This is a genomic window from Hymenobacter sp. 5317J-9, assembly GCF_022921075.1.
GTDB lineage: Bacteria > Bacteroidota > Bacteroidia > Cytophagales > Hymenobacteraceae > Hymenobacter.
The window spans coordinates 5,164,500-5,179,722 of the sequence record NZ_CP095050.1 but is presented as its reverse complement, the minus strand read 5'-3'; the positions used below and the strand labels follow the sequence as shown (position 1 = coordinate 5,179,722).

At 59.9% G+C, this 15,223-nt stretch carries 18 protein-coding genes; 14 read left to right on the top strand and 4 right to left on the bottom strand.

Translation table 11 applies throughout. The features are described 5' to 3' along the window. Window positions 1-9: 9 nt before the first annotated feature. The 3 genes from MUN81_RS21735 to MUN81_RS21725 all read left to right on the top strand — a co-directional run bounded on the left by MUN81_RS21735 (window position 10) and on the right by MUN81_RS21725 (window position 2,343). Window positions 10-651: an alpha/beta hydrolase gene (locus MUN81_RS21735; protein WP_245114236.1), complete on the top strand. Its 642-nt coding sequence runs from the start codon at window positions 10-12 to the stop codon at window positions 649-651. 169 nt (window positions 652-820) lie between these two features. Then, window positions 821-1,597 (top strand): cyclase family protein, encoded by a 777-nt coding sequence (locus MUN81_RS21730; protein ID WP_245114235.1) that lies wholly within the window; start codon window positions 821-823, stop codon window positions 1,595-1,597. 86 nt (window positions 1,598-1,683) lie between these two features. Further along, window positions 1,684-2,343 carry a hypothetical protein gene (locus MUN81_RS21725; RefSeq protein ID WP_245114232.1) on the top strand — a complete coding sequence of 220 codons (660 nt, stop codon included), beginning with the start codon at window positions 1,684-1,686 and terminating at the stop codon, window positions 2,341-2,343. A gap of 76 nt (window positions 2,344-2,419) precedes the next feature. Here MUN81_RS21725 and rpmA read toward each other — a convergent pair whose 3' ends face one another. After that, window positions 2,420-2,695, bottom strand: a complete 276-nt coding sequence (gene rpmA, locus MUN81_RS21720) for a 50S ribosomal protein L27 (protein WP_245114231.1) — start codon at window positions 2,693-2,695, stop codon at window positions 2,420-2,422. Window positions 2,696-2,777: 82 nt separating this feature from the next. Further along, window positions 2,778-3,083, bottom strand: coding sequence for a 50S ribosomal protein L21 (gene rplU, locus MUN81_RS21715; protein ID WP_190926885.1), 306 nt, complete (start codon window positions 3,081-3,083; stop codon window positions 2,778-2,780). A 521-nt stretch (window positions 3,084-3,604) separates the two neighbouring features. Here rplU and MUN81_RS21710 point away from each other — a divergent pair. From MUN81_RS21710 to MUN81_RS21665, 10 genes are all read left to right on the top strand, one after another. After that, window positions 3,605-4,564 carry a ribonucleoside-diphosphate reductase small subunit gene (locus tag MUN81_RS21710; protein WP_190926887.1) on the top strand — a complete coding sequence of 320 codons (960 nt, stop codon included), beginning with the start codon at window positions 3,605-3,607 and terminating at the stop codon, window positions 4,562-4,564. Between the two features lie 200 nt (window positions 4,565-4,764). Further along, on the top strand, window positions 4,765-5,382 hold the full coding sequence (locus tag MUN81_RS21705) for a YceI family protein (protein ID WP_245114228.1): 618 nt from the start codon (window positions 4,765-4,767) through the stop codon (window positions 5,380-5,382). 280 nt (window positions 5,383-5,662) lie between these two features. Beyond that, the gene (locus tag MUN81_RS21700; protein WP_245114227.1) at window positions 5,663-8,044 is read left to right on the top strand and encodes a ribonucleoside-diphosphate reductase subunit alpha; all 2,382 of its coding nucleotides are present in this window, start codon (window positions 5,663-5,665) and stop codon (window positions 8,042-8,044) included. Between the two features lie 52 nt (window positions 8,045-8,096). Further along, the gene (locus MUN81_RS21695) at window positions 8,097-8,855 is read left to right on the top strand and encodes an abortive infection family protein (RefSeq protein ID WP_245114225.1); all 759 of its coding nucleotides are present in this window, start codon (window positions 8,097-8,099) and stop codon (window positions 8,853-8,855) included. 58 nt (window positions 8,856-8,913) lie between these two features. Then, a complete protein-coding gene (locus MUN81_RS21690) occupies window positions 8,914-9,273 on the top strand; it encodes a YbbC/YhhH family protein (protein WP_243517733.1) in 360 nt (119 codons plus the stop codon). A gap of 234 nt (window positions 9,274-9,507) precedes the next feature. Continuing rightward, window positions 9,508-9,753: a DUF433 domain-containing protein gene (locus tag MUN81_RS21685; RefSeq protein WP_245114224.1), complete on the top strand. Its 246-nt coding sequence runs from the start codon at window positions 9,508-9,510 to the stop codon at window positions 9,751-9,753. Then, window positions 9,750-10,124 (top strand): DUF5615 family PIN-like protein, encoded by a 375-nt coding sequence (locus MUN81_RS21680; RefSeq protein WP_245114222.1) that lies wholly within the window; start codon window positions 9,750-9,752, stop codon window positions 10,122-10,124. Before MUN81_RS21685 ends, MUN81_RS21680 begins: the two co-directional genes overlap by 4 nt. 308 nt (window positions 10,125-10,432) lie before the next feature. Continuing rightward, entirely contained in the window at window positions 10,433-10,765 is a 333-nt protein-coding gene (locus tag MUN81_RS21675; protein ID WP_245114221.1) for a hypothetical protein, read from the top strand. 213 nt (window positions 10,766-10,978) lie between these two features. Continuing rightward, window positions 10,979-11,398 carry a hypothetical protein gene (locus MUN81_RS21670; RefSeq protein ID WP_245114219.1) on the top strand — a complete coding sequence of 140 codons (420 nt, stop codon included), beginning with the start codon at window positions 10,979-10,981 and terminating at the stop codon, window positions 11,396-11,398. Window positions 11,399-11,703: 305 nt separating this feature from the next. Beyond that, window positions 11,704-12,234, top strand: coding sequence for a transposase (locus MUN81_RS21665; RefSeq protein ID WP_245114218.1), 531 nt, complete (start codon window positions 11,704-11,706; stop codon window positions 12,232-12,234). Window positions 12,235-12,389: 155 nt separating this feature from the next. Here MUN81_RS21665 and MUN81_RS21660 read toward each other — a convergent pair whose 3' ends face one another. Together MUN81_RS21660 and MUN81_RS21655 are read right to left on the bottom strand one after the other, a co-directional pair. Beyond that, the gene (locus tag MUN81_RS21660; protein WP_245114217.1) at window positions 12,390-13,301 is read right to left on the bottom strand and encodes an AraC family transcriptional regulator; all 912 of its coding nucleotides are present in this window, start codon (window positions 13,299-13,301) and stop codon (window positions 12,390-12,392) included. Beyond that, window positions 13,298-14,272, bottom strand: coding sequence for an NADP-dependent oxidoreductase (locus tag MUN81_RS21655; RefSeq protein ID WP_245114216.1), 975 nt, complete (start codon window positions 14,270-14,272; stop codon window positions 13,298-13,300). The genes MUN81_RS21660 and MUN81_RS21655 overlap by 4 nt, the downstream gene beginning before the upstream one ends. A gap of 198 nt (window positions 14,273-14,470) precedes the next feature. Between MUN81_RS21655 and MUN81_RS21650 the strand changes: the two genes are divergently transcribed. After that, window positions 14,471-15,190 carry a DUF3826 domain-containing protein gene (locus tag MUN81_RS21650; protein WP_245114213.1) on the top strand — a complete coding sequence of 240 codons (720 nt, stop codon included), beginning with the start codon at window positions 14,471-14,473 and terminating at the stop codon, window positions 15,188-15,190. Window positions 15,191-15,223 lie beyond the last annotated feature (33 nt).

Here is a 15,223-nt window from a genome sequence, read left to right as displayed (position 1 = left end):
GCCGTGGCCATGCCGCCCGTGTTCTACCTCATTCCCGGCCTGGGCGCCGACGAGCGGGTGTTCCAGTTTCTGCGCCTGCACGGCGAAGTGCACGTGCTGCAATGGCTGCCCCCGCAAACCCCGCAGGAGCCGCTGCCGCACTACGCGGCCCGGCTGGCGGCGGCCGTGCCCGAGGCGCGTCCCTGCTGGCTGGTCGGCGTCTCGTTTGGGGGCGTGTTGGCGCAGGAGGTGGGGGCGTTGCGGCCGTTAGCGCGGGTGGTGCTCATTTCCAGCTTCACCGGCCCCCGGGAGCTGCCGTGGATGGGCCGTCTGGCCCGCGCCACCGGGCTGCATCGTCTCGTGCCGCCGCAACTGTTGCCGCTTATGCCCCGTGCGGCGCAGTGGCTGTTTGGCGCGCGCAACGGCGGCGAGTACCGGCTGCTGCGGCAGATTTTGCTCGATACCGACGTGGCATTCACCCGTTGGGCTATTGCGCAGCTCCTGCAGTGGCCGGGCCGGCCGGGGCAGGCCGTCATCCGCATCCACGGCACCGCCGACCGACTCCTGCCCGCCGGCGCTGCGCACAGCCAGTACGCCTTGCCGGGCGGCCACCTCATCATCATTAGCCAAGCCCGCGAAATCAGCCGCATTTTGAATGAGCTGGCAACGTAAGCCGAACGTCATATAGACTCTGAACGCCATGCAGAGCGAAGCGAAGCATCTTGCCCGCGCAACGCAATCCACGATTGAATTATTTATAGCACGCGAGATGCTTCGCTACGCTCTGCATGACGTTCTTTTGCTCACTGCTCACTGCTCACTGCTCACTGCTCACTGCCAATTGAACACGCCCACCTACCCCTACGCAGGCCGCACCTACGCCTTTGACCCCGCCGCACCCATTGATATTTCCCTGCCGCTGGCCCCGGGCGAAAACCAGGTGAACTGCTTCTGGGCCGAACCCGTGCAGTTCGATACCATTCGGGTGGGCAGCTTTGTGGGCAGCGTGGCCCTGGGTGGCAGCACCAACTACCAGCGCGTGCACGTCACGCCCCACGGCAACGGCACCCACACCGAATGTTACGGCCACATCTCGCCCGACCCGGCCGTGACGCTCAACCAATGCCTGCGCCGCTTCCTGTGGGTGGCCCGGCTGGTGAGCGTGGCCCCGCGCCCCCAGTCCAACGGTGACCTCGTGGTGATGCTGGCCGATGTGCAGGCCGCCCTCGCCGCACAATCGGACCGGTCCATGCCCGAGGCCTTCGTCCTGCGCACCCTGCCCAACGACCCCGCCAAGCGCCACCGCCAATACTCCGGCACCAACCCTACCTACATCGAGCCCGCGCTGGCTGAGTGGCTGGTCGAGCTTGGCGTCCAGCACTTCCTGCTCGACCTGCCCAGCGTCGACCGCGAAGAAGACGATGGCCAGCTGCTGGCGCACCACGCCTTCTGGCAATACCCGGCCCGACCCCGTTACGCGGCCACCATCACCGAGCTGATTTTTGTGCCCGAAGAGGTGCCTGATGGCCTGTACCTGCTCAATCTACAAATTACCAGCCTGGAGCTCGATGCCAGCCCGAGCAAGCCCGTGCTCTATCGGCTGATGCCGGAACAATAAATGCGAGCCCGGCGAGGGCAGGTGCAACCGAAGCGGCAGTAGCGGCATCTAGCCCCTGTACTTCCACTTCTTTCCCGCCAGCGCGCATGCACCTCTCCCGTACCGTACTCCCCGGCCTGGTAATCCTCGCCGGCACAACCCTCAGCTTCGGGCAGAATGCCCCGGTCACACCCACCCTGCCCGCCGCCGTAACGACGCCGGCCATTGCCAAAGACGCCCCCGATAAACTCCTGTTGAAAGTAGGCCTGAACGCCGGCCGTTCTCTTCGCTGGGGCGGCTACGAAGGCTGGTCTGGACGGGTTCCGATTTCCCTGGCGGCGGAGTATGCCGTCAGCCCCAAGTTCACCCTCTACAGCCAGCTTGATACCGACGTCGACGTATTGCGCCGGCAGTCGTTCGACGGCCGCGTCTTGCCGCTGGTTTCTTCGGGAGCCATTGGGGTAGGCGGCCGGTATTATTACAACCAGGAGGGCCGCGCCCGGGCCAACCGCGCCCATGGGCTGTTCGTTGGGAACTACGTGGGGCTCGAAGTGCACACCGAACTGGAGCGTTACAACGGCACGCTACGCACCGGGCCCAGCCTTAACGCGCTTTGGGGCATGCAACGGCGACTCGGGCGAAATTTCCTGTTTGACTTCAACGCCGGCGTAGGCTTTGGGCCCAACAGCAGTGCTGTTACCGGCTACAGAACTTCCGTGGGCACCATTGCGACGCAGTTTAACCTCGGCATCTTTTTCGGACGCTAACCCTTCTGTCTCTCGCACAATGCGAAAAGGGCTGCGCCGTGAGGAGCAGCCCTTTTTAGTGCTAACGTGCTGGCAATTAAGCCGGCATCGAAACGACTTCGCGGGGGATAACCGTTACGAACGAACGGTCCTTGCGGCCTTTCTTGAACGATACTTCGCCGTCAACGAGGGCGAACAGCGTGTGGTCCTTGCCCATGCCTACGTTCTCGCCGGCGTGGTGCTTGGTGCCGCGCTGACGCACGATGATGTTGCCGGCTACGAGGGCCTGACCCCCGAAAATCTTGATGCCGAGACGTTTGGAATGCGATTCGCGGCCGTTGTTGGACGAGCCGACACCTTTCTTGTGAGCCATGGTATTGAAGCTAATGCTGCCGGCAAATGGCCGGGAGCGGCTGGTTTAATAGAGAATTAGATAGCGAGCAGGCAGCATAGAACTAGCCGATGCTGTTAATCATTACTTTGGTGAACTGCTGGCGGTGGCCGTTCATCTTCTGGTAGCCCTTGCGGCGCTTCTTCTTGAAGACGAGAACTTTGTCACCCTTCACGTGAGCGAGGATGGTGCCGGTTACGGCTACGTTCAGTTCGGGAGCGCCTACGGTGATGGTGCCGTTGTCGTCGGTCAGCAGGGCGTTGCCCAGCGTCACGGTGTCGCCAACATTGCCGGCCAGTTTGTGAGCGTAAACGAATTTGTTGGCCTCAACCTTGGTCTGCTGGCCAGCTATGTTAACAATTGCGTACATCAGCTTTCGCGGGTTTTTCTGAAATGGGAAGGCAAAAGTACGGCTTTGGTTTGGGATTTCCAAGCCTAAGTTCTTAATCGTCATTGGCTGCCCGCTTGCCCGGCCCGCAAAACGGCGCTGGCGCCCGCCTGCGCCCGCTTCCGGCGAGTCGGCGGCTTGATGAAAAAAGCACGCGAGTACGTACGTACAGTACAGTATTTTGGGGACAAGTAGGCTTATCCACACGATAAATGTGGACAACTCCGGCAAAAGCGGCTGATTTTGAGGGATGTTTGGCGGCTGAGCGTTCGGGCCGCCTGTGGAAAACCTCGGAGCCGGAGCCGGCCGAATAGCCGGGTATTAACCAAAAAATAACGAATAAAAAAGCCCGGAACCCCGGCCGATGGCCCCCCGGCCGGGTCTATATTTGAAGCTGGAAGGTCGACCGCGTTTGCCGGCGCTACGCCAAACATCTGCCGGATAACGACGGTTGAGTTGCCACTTTCCTCGACGAAATCCGCCATCAAGAACCCCGAGATATTATGGAGCCGCTCCTCGCCGAAAACCCCAACCGCTTTGTGCTCTTCCCCATCCAGAACGATGAGGTGTGGCAGTACTACAAGAAGTCGCAGGCCTCGTTCTGGACGGCCGAGGAAATCGACCTCTCGCAGGACCAGAAGGATTGGAATAGCCTCAACGACAACGAGAAGCATTTCATCAAGCACGTGCTGGCTTTCTTCGCCGCTTCTGATGGCATCGTGAACGAAAACCTGGCCGTGAACTTCATGCAGGAAGTACAGATGCCCGAGGCGCGCTGCTTCTACGGCTTCCAGATTATGATGGAAAACATTCACAGCGAGACCTATTCGCTGCTGATTGACACCTACATCAAAGACCCCAAGGAGAAAGATTACCTCTTCAACGCCCTCGAAACGGTGCCCGCCGTGCAAAAGAAGGGCGAGTGGGCCCTGAAGTGGATTAACTCGGAGAACTTTGCCGAGCGCCTCATCGCCTTCGCGGCCGTGGAGGGCATCTTCTTCTCGGGCTCGTTCTGCTCCATTTTCTGGCTGAAGAAGCGCGGCCTGATGCCCGGCCTCACGTTCTCCAACGAATTGATTTCGCGCGACGAAGGCCTGCACTGCGACTTCGCCTGCCTGCTGTATAGCTACTTGCAACACAAGCTCGACCCGGCCCGGGTGCAAAGCATCATCCGCGACGCGGTGACCATTGAGCAGGAGTTCGTGACCGACGCGCTGCCGGTGAGCCTCATCGGCATGAACGCCAAGGCCATGTCGCAGTACATCGAATTTGTGGCCGACCGCCTGCTGGTGGCCCTGGGCTGCGGCAAGATTTACAACGCCACCAACCCCTTCGATTTCATGGAGATGATTTCGGTGCAGGGCAAAACCAACTTCTTCGAGAAGCGCGTGGCCGAGTACCAGAAAGCCGGCGTGATGAGCGAGCGCAACGACAACGTGTTCTCGCTCGACGAAGACTTCTAGAAAGCGTAATTGATTTTTGACAAAGGCCTGTCCTGCTGAGTGGTGTTCAGCAGGACAGGCCTTTGTTTATGGCCGACGGCGCCGGAACGAAAAAAGGAAAAACGCGAGGCAACCACGAAATCAATTGTTTCGAGTTGTGATACAGCGGGCCGCTGGCCCGCTTCCTTTTATATTTGCTGTCTTCCGATAATCAGTTCTTTATGACATACCGTTTACTCGCTCTCTTTGCTCTACTCGTTGCTGCGCCTCTGGCCCGGGCCCAAACGGCACCTGCTCCGGCCGCGGCGGCCGCTGCTGCTACCAAGCTGCCGCGCTACTCTACGTCGGCGGGCCTCATCACCTTCTTTTCCACGGCGCCGCTCGAAGACATTGAGGCGCTGAACCCCAAGGTGGCGGCGGTGTTTGAACTGGCTACCGGGCAACTGGCTTTTTCCATGCTGATGCGCGACTTCCAGTTCAAGAACACGCTGATGCAGGAGCACTTCAACGAGAACTACGCCGAGAGCGAGAAGTACCCGCGGGCGCGCTTCACCGGCACGCTGGTGACCATGCCCGACGAGGCCACGCTGCGCAGCGGGCCGCAGCCGGTGTACGTGCAGGGCGTGCTCACCATTCATGGCGTGAAGCGCAAGGTGCGGGTGCCCGGCACGCTGCACCTGCGCGACAATGACTTGGTGGTGACCTCGAAATTTGCGGTGGCGCCGGCCGATTACAAGATTAAAATCCCGGCGCTGGTGCGCAACAACATCGCCAAGAGCATCGACGTGAGCGTGATAATGACTTGTCAGCCCGCCCCGGCCGTGACGGCCAGCCGCTAGGCTCGGCTAGATAGAGAGGTTGCTATTGAAGCTTTTGCCGCCCGGCACGCCCTAAAAAGCGGCCGGGCGGCTTGCGTTGGCGGTATGTGGAAAACTTCTATATTTTTTGTTTGCCCCCGGCAAACACAGGAGGTAATTTCCGGGATTCAATGCAACGCGGCCGGCAATGGACCGCGGCGTTGATGCAACGCTTTCACAACGGACTGAACAAGTTGCGGCTGCGCCCTCCTAGGACCGGCCGCTTTTTATAAGAAAAATTCCCCAACCAAACACCACTGGTATGCTAGTAATTAAACGCGACGGGCGCCGCGAGTCCGTGAAGTTTGACAAGGTCACGGCCCGCATTGAGAAGCTGTGCTACGGGTTGAACCAAGACTACGTGTCGCCCATCGAGGTGGCCAAGAAGGTGATTGACGGCATCTACGATGGCGTGAGCACCATTGAGCTGGACAACCTGGCCGCCGAGACGGCCGCCTCGCTCACCACCCGCCACCCCGATTATGCCATTCTGGCGGCCCGCATTGCGGTGAGCAACCTGCACAAGGTAACTTCTAAGTCCTTCAGCAGCACCATGAAGCGGCTTTATACCTATGAAGACCCCAAGAACGGCGATAACGCCTCGCTGCTGGCTACCGACGTGTGGGAGGTGATTCATAAGAATGCCCACACCCTAGACTCGGCCATTATTTATGACCGGGACTACAACTACGACTTCTTCGGCTTCAAGACGCTGGAGCGGAGCTACCTGCTGCGCCTGGAGGGCAAGGTGGTGGAGCGGCCCCAGCACATGCTGATGCGCGTGTCGGTGGGCATTCACAAGGACGACATTGACTCGGTTATTAAGACCTACAACCTGCTGAGCGAGCGGTGGTTTACCCACGCCACGCCCACGCTGTTCAACGCGGGCACGCCGAAGCCGCAGATGTCGAGCTGCTTCCTGCTGACGATGAAGGACGACTCGATTGATGGCATTTATGACACGCTGAAGAACTGCGCGCTGATTTCGCAGTCGGCTGGCGGCATCGGGCTTTCGGTGAGCAATGTGCGGGCCACGGGCTCCTACATCAAGGGCACCAATGGCAACTCGAACGGGCTGGTGCCCATGCTGAAGGTGTTCAACGACACGGCCCGCTACGTGGACCAGGGCGGCGGCAAGCGCAAGGGCGCGTTCGCCATTTACCTGGAGCCCTGGCACGCCGATATTTTCGAATTCCTGGACCTGAAGAAGAACCACGGCAAGGAGGAAATGCGCGCCCGCGACCTGTTTTACGCCCTCTGGACGCCCGACTTGTTCATGAAGCGCGTGGAGCAGAACGGCGACTGGACGCTGATGTGCCCCCACGAGTGCCCCGGCCTGGACACCACCTGGGGCCCGGAGTTCGAGCGCCTCTACGCCAAGTACGAGAAGGAGGGCCGCGGCCGCCGCACCATCAAGGCGCAGGAGCTGTGGTTTGCCATTCTGGAAAGCCAGACGGAGACGGGCACGCCCTACATGCTGTTCAAGGACGCGGCCAACGGCAAATCGAACCAGCAAAACCTGGGCACGATTAAGAGCTCGAACCTGTGCACCGAGATTATTGAGTACACCGACGCCGACGAGATTGCCGTGTGCAACCTGGCTTCGCTGGCGCTGCCCCGCTACCTCGTGACCGATGCGCAGGGCAACACCACCTTCGACCACCAGAAGCTGTACGAGGTGACCTACCAGGCCACCCTGAACCTGAACAAGGTGATTGATGTGAACTACTACCCGGTGCCCGAAACGCAGCGCTCGAACTTCCGCCACCGGCCCATCGGGCTGGGCGTGCAGGGCCTGGCCGATACGTTCATTGCCCTGCGCATGCCCTTCGAGAGCGACGAAGCCTCGGGCCTGAACAAGGACATTTTCGAAACCATCTACTTCGCGGCCATGACGGCTTCGAAGGACCTCGCCATCAAGGACGGGCACTACGAAACCTTCCCCGGCTCGCCCCTGAGCGAGGGCAAGTTCCAGTTCGACCTCTGGGGTGTGACGCCCGACTCGGGCCGTTGGGACTGGGACAGCCTGCGCGCCGAGGTGGTGAAGCACGGGGCCCGCAACTCGCTGCTGGTGGCGCCCATGCCCACGGCCAGCACCGCCCAGATTCTGGGCAACAACGAGTCGTTTGAGCCCTACACGAGCAATATTTACGTGCGCCGCGTGCTCAGCGGCGAGTTTATGGTGGTGAACAAGCACTTGCTGAAGGACCTCGTGGCCCTGGGCCTGTGGAACGACGCCATGAAGCAGGAAATCATCGCGGCCAACGGCTCGGTGCAGGGCATTGCCCGCATTCCGCAGCACATCAAGGACCTGTACAAGACGGTGTGGGAGATTTCGCAGCGCCGCATCATCGACCAGGCCGCCGACCGCGGGGCCTACATCTGCCAGAGCCAGAGCCTGAACCTGCACGTGCAAAACGTGAACTTCGGCAAGCTCACCAGCATGCACTTCCACGCCTGGAAGCGCGGCCTGAAAACGGGCATGTACTACCTGCGCACCAAAGCCGCCGCCGACGCCATCAAGTTCACGGTGGAAAAGCAAGCCGCCGAAACCCTGGAGCCCCTGGCCCTGGTGGAGCAAAACCAGTCCGACATGGCCTGCTCCCTGGATAACCCGGACGCCTGCGAGGCGTGTGGGTCGTAAGGAATTTAAAAAGGCCGCTCAATAGAGCGGCCTTTTTAATAAAAGCATCATTATGCAAGAGCAAATGATTCAGAAGGCAACAGACCTTCGCTTGGTCCTTACGCGTTACGCAACCGGAGAAAATATCGACAAAGACCCTGAAGTTTACCTTGAGTTAAGAAGTGAATTTTGGGGTGATATTTTCACAAGAAAGCTTCTCCCTGAGTGCGTAATATCTTGTCGACTGCTGGCCGATTTTTGGCCTTACATCAAGTGTAAGTTCAAAACTTACGCTGACAGACGTGATTATATCCGTCAGGAATTTGAGCCGCTAATGAGGTACTTGGAAGGGGAACGTGCCTACTTCCATGACGACATAATTGGAGATGCTGTAACCAAGTTTGATTGTGACTCGGTGCTTCATTTCTGGGAAAAAGCTTTGGAGCGTCGAGAGGCAGACCCTGATGGTGCTATAACTGCTGCTCGGTCTTTAGCCGAATCAGTTTGTAAGCAAATTCTCACCGAGAGAAATGTTGCTTTTGAAGATGAATTGTCGCTTCCGAAACTCTTTAAACTAACTGCCCAATGCTTAAACATGAGTGCTGAGCAGCACGACGAGGCTATTTTTAAGCAGATTCTTGGCGGTTTGCAGAGCGCAATTCATGGATTCGCTACTCTCCGAAATGCTTTAGGAGATGCTCATGGCAAGCCAGGAGGCGGTTACAAGCCACTGGTTAGACATGCTGAGTTAGCAGTCAACTTAGCTGGCACATTCGCAAGCTATTTGATACAGGCTCATCACGAAACCTCTTTGAATAGCACAAGCAACTAAGTTTCTCCAGCCGCTTCTATTCCAGAAGCGGCTGGTTTGTTTTTGGGTAGCTTGCGGTATGGATTTGTTCACGAATATTCGCAAGGTGGCTGGGTGGCAACTTGTGTCGGCTTTACTGATAGCCGGCTGTAACGCAGGACCACGGGAAGAGAATCAAGCGTCGAAACCTGCCTATGACCCCAATGCTGGATTCGTGCCCACCGCTGATGTGGCAAAAAAGATAGCCGAAGCGGTATGGGCGCCCATCTATGGGCAAGAGCACATTGAGGAAGAGAAACCGTTCCGCGCTGTGCTAACGAACAACGAAGTATGGGTTGTACAGGGCTCCTTGCCCAAGCAGTATGCCCTCGGTGGAACCGCTTACATAGAAATCAATAAACGGGACGGTCGAATCTTAAAAGTGATTCACGGGAAGTAACTGTAGCATCACTCCGCCGCTGCCGCCCCGGGAGCGGCTGGGTTGGTTTTGAGGAAGCTCGCGCGCCGTTAGGTAGAAACTCTAAGCATCGCCCAGCCGCTGCGCGCCGGGGGCGGCTGGGGTGGTTTTGGGGAGTCTCACGCGGCATTGCGAGAAACCGAAGCATCGTTCAGCCGCTGGGGCGCCGGGGGCGGCGGGGGTGGGGCCACCCTGACACTTTCGTATCTTAGCCACATGGAAACTGTTGCTTCAGCGGCGCATCCGCGCATCACCCTCGACCCGAACATTTGCCACGGGCAGCCCACGGTGCGCGGCCTGCGCTACCCGGTGCAAAACGTGCTCGAATACCTGGCCTCCGGCATGAGCGAGGCCGAAATCCTGGCCGACTACCCCGATTTGGAGGCCGAGGACCTGCGCGCCTGCCAGGCTTACGCGGCCGATATGCTGCAAGTGCGGTCCATCTTCCGGCTGGCTTCGTGAGCACCGCCGAGCCGCTGCGGTTTCTGGTCGATGCGCAGCTGCCGAAGCGGTTAGCCGATTTTCTGGCCTTTCATACCGGCTGCGACTGCCTGCATACCCTCGACCTGCCGGCGGCCAATCAGACGCAGGACGGGAGCATCACCCGGCTTTCGATGGCGGAGAAGCGGGTGGTCATCACCAAAGACGCCGACTTCGTGAACAGCTTTCTGCTCCACGGTCAGCCCTATAAGCTGCTGCTCGTGTCGACGGGCAACATCAGTACGAACGATTTATTGACGCTTTTTCGGGAGTTTCTGCCGCAGCTCACGAAGCTGTTCGGGCATCATTCCTACCTGGAATTGTCGCGCACGCTGCTGGTAACGCACCGTTAGGTAGAAACTCTAAACTTCTTCCGCCGCCTCCGCCCCGGGAGCGGCTGGTTTGTTTTGGGGAAGCTCGCGCGCCGTTAGGTAGAAACACTAAGCATCGTTCGGCCGCTGGGGCGCTGGGGGACGGCTGCGGAGGTGTATCTTGACCGCCCAGAAACAGCCGTTTCTATGGTTGCCACACTTTTTCTTTTTTGTCTATGCTTGCTACCCTACTGCTTTGCAGCCTCCCATTGGGCGCGCCAACAAATCTGCCGACTACAACACCCGCTCGGGTGACAATGAACCACGCGCGAACCTCGCCCGAATCCGATATGCTGCGTCTATTCAACGACATGGGGGCCTTGCTGCGTCGGGCGCTGGCGGAGCCCAACGATACCAAGGCGCTGGCGATGCTGCAAGGCACGGAAGCGGCCCAGGTTCTCAAGCGGGAGCAAGAGGCGGAGCCCGTAATTGCCGCATGGCAGCGGACTTTGTCGGCGGCCGAACGCAAGGCGGTTGAGCTGCAACTGCAAAACAGCGAAACCGGGCGGTTTATAAGCTCTCTCCGCCAAGACGCCACCATGCGCGCCCGCTTGGAGCACAACCCCAAGCTGCAGGCGGCAGTTGCCCTGCTTCTCAATGGGCCCTCTCAAAAATCAGAATAGGGCGCATTTTTTAGGGCATTTCACTTCCGATTAGCTTCACCAGCCGCTTCCGCCCCGGGAGCGGCTGGTTTGGTTTTGGGGGCGCCCGCGCGGCATTGCGAGAAACCGAAGCATCGCCCAGCCGCCGTTGCGCCGGGGGCGGGTGGGGGCGTGGGGTGGCTTGTATATTGTGACGCTCAGACGCTTTTGTTTCAAGGGCTACCGGATAATCAAATGAAAACGCTTTCGCTAGGTGTCAGTTTCCTAATGGCATTCTCAATGGTTGGGAGCATTGCCCATCGCCGCCCTGCTAAAGTTGTGGAGGTTGGCTTTGACTATTTGGAAGCCTGTGAAACCGGAGTGGGCGAGTGCCACCCGATTGTTATCAACCGGCAAAATGGGGAAACGGTGAAACTGGTGATGCCCAATGCGCCATTAGCGGCGGTTTCCGTTTGGGACGAAGAAAACTTCCGCAAGCTGAGCAAGCGCTTGGGGACTTATAAGCCCATCATCAAGCTGCCAGAAAACGGTATGTCGGCGGATAGGAGGGCTCCAGTACTTGACCTGAGCGCCTTGAGAGATGGCACCTACCACGTTTGGATGACCTCCTGTGCAATAGGAGGAGTTGTTGAACTGCACTTGCGCACGCAGTAACCTCAATAGTATCACTAAGCCGCTTCGCCCCGAGAGCGGCTGGGTTGGTTTTGAGGAAGCTCGCGCGGCATGGCGAGAAACACGAAGCATCGTTCAGCCGCTGGGGCGCCGGGGGCGGCTGGGGGGAGGCAGATGGCGCGGGGCTGCGCCCCGTGCCGGCTATTTGTGGGCCTCTGGCCCGCAGGTGTCCGCGCCGTTTGGGTATTGCGGTGCATATTGTTCAACGATTGCAGGCCGAAGGCCTGCGAATAGTCGGCACGGGGCGCAGCCCCGCGCCATCGCCTTTCACTTGTCAATTTCTACCGATGTCAGAGAAATATAAAACCTATGAGGGTGGCATATTCTTCGTGACCTTGACGGTGGTGGGCTGGATTGACGTATTTACCCGCCCCGACTACGCCGACCTGTTTCTGGACAGCCTACGCTTTTGCATCCGGCGCAAAGGCCTGCGGGTGTATGCGTTCTGCATCATGCCCAGCCACGTTCACCTTATCGCCGACGTGGAGGATGGCTTGCTGCTGGCCGACGTATTGCGCGACTTAAAAAGCTTCACCGCCAAAAGCATCTATCAGCTCCTCGAAACGCACCCGCAGGAAAGCCGCCGCGACTGGCTGTTGCACCTGCTGCAATTTTATGGCCGGCCACATGGGCAGGCATTCAAGTTCTGGCAGGAAGGCAACCACCCGATTGACTTGAAATCGACGGCTTGGATGCAGGAAAAGCAGGAATACATCCATCAAAATCCGGTGCAAAGCCGGCTGGTTGATGAGGCGCACCATTATCCATTCAGCAGCGCTTTTCTGGATTGCGGCGTGCCGTTGAGTGAATTTTTGTAAGCACGATGGCGCGGGGCTGCGCCCGTGCCGGCTATTTGCGGGCTTCTGGCCCGCAGGCGTCCGCGCCGTTTGGGCAAGTCGTATGTTGTTCAACGATTGCAGGCCGGAGGCCTGCCAATAGTCGGCACGGGGCACAGCCCCGCGCCATCCGTCTCCTAGTTGAACGACGCCCGGAATTCCAGCGGCGAGAGGCTGGTCTTGGTTTTGAAGAGCTTGCTGAACGACTGCAGGTGCTCGAACCCCAGGCCGTAGGCAATTTCGCTCACGGTGAGGGTAGTGGTGGAGAGCTTTTCCTTGGCCTTGGCAATGAGCGCGGCGTGGATGTGCTGCTGGGTGTTCTGGCCGGTGAGGACGCGCAGCAGATTGCTGAGGTACTTGGGCGAGAGGTGCAGCTGGTCGGCCACGTACTGCACGGTGGGCAGGCCACGCTCGGGCAGGTCGGGGCTGTTGAAATGCGCGTGCAACAGGGTTTCCAAGCGTTCGAGCACCTCGTGGTTGGCCTTTTCGCGGGTGATGAACTGGCGGTTGTAGAACCGGTCGGCGTAGTGCAGCAGGCTTTCGAGGTGCGACACGATAATCTGCTTGCTAAACCGGTCAATGGTGGACGTATACTCCTGCTCGATGGCGAAGACGAGGCTTAGAATGGCTTCCTCTTCCTTGCCCGACAGAAACAAGGCTTCCCGGAGCGAATAATCCCAGAAATCGTATTGCTGGATGGTTTTGGCCAGCGGCGTATTCCAGAGAAAATCGGGGTGGAGGTACACCACCCACCCCGATTGTTCTGCGGCCTGCGTCTCATCCGCCACCGCCACGCTAAACACCTGGCCGGGCGCAATGAACGAAAGCACGCCCTCGTTGAAGTCGAACGGGTGCTGCCCGTACTTCACTTGCACGTTGCGCGTGCGCTTGACCGAGATGATGTAGAAGTCCAGCACCATGCTGTCCGGCGCGCGGCCGGGCGGCGGGGGCGGCACGGTGCCCACGTCCACCACGCTCAGCAGCGGATGCAGCGGCTTGGGCAGCTGCACGAAGTCGTGGAACGCGCTGATGGTGTGGAAGCGCCTCATGCCGGTTCGTCGTTGGGGCGAATTTCCAGCACCAGCTTGCCCCGCACGCGGTGGGTCTGGCTTTCGCGGTGGGCCTCGGCTACCTGCGCCAGCGGAAAGGTCCGGCTAATGAACACCTGCACCTGCCCCGCGTCAATCAATTCGGCAATTTCCTGCAGCCACTCGCCGCGCGCCTGGTTGTTCGACAGCGCGCCCGTGGCTTGCTGCCGGGCCAGGGCCGCCTGCACGGCCTCGTCGAAGGGCACGTCCAGGTTCACCGTCACGAAGATGCCGCCCGGCTTGAGCACCGGAATGATGCGCGCCCGCGCGGCGTTGTCGCGCAGGGGCGAGGCTTCCAGCACCACGTCCACGCCGTGCACCAGCTGCTCCACCGGCTGGCTGCGGTAGTCGAACACCTCGTCGGCGCCCAGCTCGCGCACGTAGTCGAGGTTGGCGGCCGAGGCGGTGGCAATGACGTAGGCCCCCTTGGCCTTGGCAAACTGCACCGCAAAGCCCCCCACGCCCCCCGAAGCACCCTGAATCAGGACGCGCTGGCCGGCTTGCAGCTGCCCGTCGTGGAAAAGGGCCGTCCAGGCCGTGAGGCCAGCCAGCGGCACGCCCGCCGCCTCGGCGAAGCTCAGGCGGCGGGGCTTCAGGGCAAACCGGCTGGCCTGGGACGTGCAGTACTCGGCGTAGCTGCCGTCGCCGGGGAAGTTGGGCTCGCCGTACACGGCATCGCCGATGCGGAAGGCCGTCACGTCGGCGCCGACGGCCGCCACCACGCCGGCCGCGTCCCAGCCCAGGGTCAGGGGCAGGTTCAGAAAAGACCGCAGCACGTCGTTGCCGCCTTCCCGGATGGTCCAGTCGGCCGGGTTGACGCCGCTGGCGTATACTTGGATGAGGATTTCATCGGCTGCCGGTACGGGGCGGGCTATGTCTTCCAGTTGCAGGACTTCGGGGCCGCCAAAGGCGTGGATTCTTATGGCTTTCATCGGAAAGGAAATTCGGTTGGGTGATGAGTGCAAAGGTCCCGATTGATGAAACCGAATAATTAGCCAAACTGCCCTTTGTTTCAATCAAAATGACGCGCAGCGGCCGGGCGGCAGGGTTGAGACCGGCTAATCGGCTACAATAATTGGCCAATAACCCCCCAAGGCGACCGTGCTGCGCGCCGCTACCTTCGCTGCACTATGAAAAAACCTGCCATTTCGCTGGTGCTGCTGCTGAGCCTGGGCGCCCGCGCCGCCTGCTGCCAGGCCCCCGCCAGCCCTGCCCCAAGCGCAGCAGCGTCAGGCAAGGCCGACCAGGAGATTGAAAAAAAAGCCGCCGATTGGGTGGCTTCCCTTAACCTCAACGACGCCCGGAAGCAGGCCGCCGTGCAGCAGGTCATTGTCACGCACCTCACGGCCATCCGGGACTACCACAACGCCCACCCCTACACCGAAATGCCGGCCGGCCTCAACCCCGGCACCGACCAGCCGCTGAGCGTGATGGACCGGACGCTCATCGCCGTGTCGGCCATGCCGAAAAGCATTCACGACAACCTGATGGCCGGCCTGCGCCAGCAGCTCACGCCCGAGCAGGTGGAAGCGGTGCTCGACAAGTACACCATCGGCAAGGTGGCCTTCACGCTAAACGGCTACAAATCCATTGTGCCCGACCTGACGCCCACGGAGGAAGCCGTGATTGTGGCCAACCTGAAACAGGCCCGCGAGCAGGCCGTGGACTTTAAGAACATGAAGGAAATTTCGGCCGTGTTCGAAATCTATAAAAACAAAAACGAGGATTACCTGAACACCCACGGCCGCAACTGGCGCGAGCTGTTCAAAGCCTACGTGGACGCGGCCAATGCCAAAAAAGCGGCCGACAAAGCCAGGGCCGCAACGGCGCCCGCCGCGGCTCCGAAGTAGCCCGGGCCCGGCCTTGGGGGCGCTGGGGCCGTA

Bases quoted from the DNA above. Each gene is read 5' to 3' on its own strand.
- rpmA (WP_245114231.1), bottom strand. From the start codon at position 2,695: ATGGCTCACAAGAAAGGTGTCGGCTCGTCCAACAACGGCCGCGAATCG.
- rplU (WP_190926885.1), bottom strand. From the start codon at position 3,083: ATGTACGCAATTGTTAACATAGCTGGCCAGCAGACCAAGGTTGAGGCC.
- MUN81_RS21700 (WP_245114227.1), top strand. From the start codon at position 5,663: ATGCTAGTAATTAAACGCGACGGGCGCCGCGAGTCCGTGAAGTTTGAC.
- MUN81_RS21665 (WP_245114218.1), top strand. From the start codon at position 11,704: ATGTCAGAGAAATATAAAACCTATGAGGGTGGCATATTCTTCGTGACC.
- MUN81_RS21670 (WP_245114219.1), top strand. From the start codon at position 10,979: ATGAAAACGCTTTCGCTAGGTGTCAGTTTCCTAATGGCATTCTCAATG.
- MUN81_RS21705 (WP_245114228.1), top strand. From the start codon at position 4,765: ATGACATACCGTTTACTCGCTCTCTTTGCTCTACTCGTTGCTGCGCCT.
- MUN81_RS21675 (WP_245114221.1), top strand. From the start codon at position 10,433: ATGCTGCGTCTATTCAACGACATGGGGGCCTTGCTGCGTCGGGCGCTG.
- MUN81_RS21660 (WP_245114217.1), bottom strand. From the start codon at position 13,301: ATGAGGCGCTTCCACACCATCAGCGCGTTCCACGACTTCGTGCAGCTG.
- MUN81_RS21735 (WP_245114236.1), top strand. From the start codon at position 10: ATGCCGCCCGTGTTCTACCTCATTCCCGGCCTGGGCGCCGACGAGCGG.
- MUN81_RS21710 (WP_190926887.1), top strand. From the start codon at position 3,605: ATGGAGCCGCTCCTCGCCGAAAACCCCAACCGCTTTGTGCTCTTCCCC.
- MUN81_RS21690 (WP_243517733.1), top strand. From the start codon at position 8,914: ATGGATTTGTTCACGAATATTCGCAAGGTGGCTGGGTGGCAACTTGTG.
- MUN81_RS21685 (WP_245114224.1), top strand. From the start codon at position 9,508: ATGGAAACTGTTGCTTCAGCGGCGCATCCGCGCATCACCCTCGACCCG.
- MUN81_RS21650 (WP_245114213.1), top strand. From the start codon at position 14,471: ATGAAAAAACCTGCCATTTCGCTGGTGCTGCTGCTGAGCCTGGGCGCC.
- MUN81_RS21695 (WP_245114225.1), top strand. From the start codon at position 8,097: ATGCAAGAGCAAATGATTCAGAAGGCAACAGACCTTCGCTTGGTCCTT.
- MUN81_RS21655 (WP_245114216.1), bottom strand. From the start codon at position 14,272: ATGAAAGCCATAAGAATCCACGCCTTTGGCGGCCCCGAAGTCCTGCAA.
- MUN81_RS21725 (WP_245114232.1), top strand. From the start codon at position 1,684: ATGCACCTCTCCCGTACCGTACTCCCCGGCCTGGTAATCCTCGCCGGC.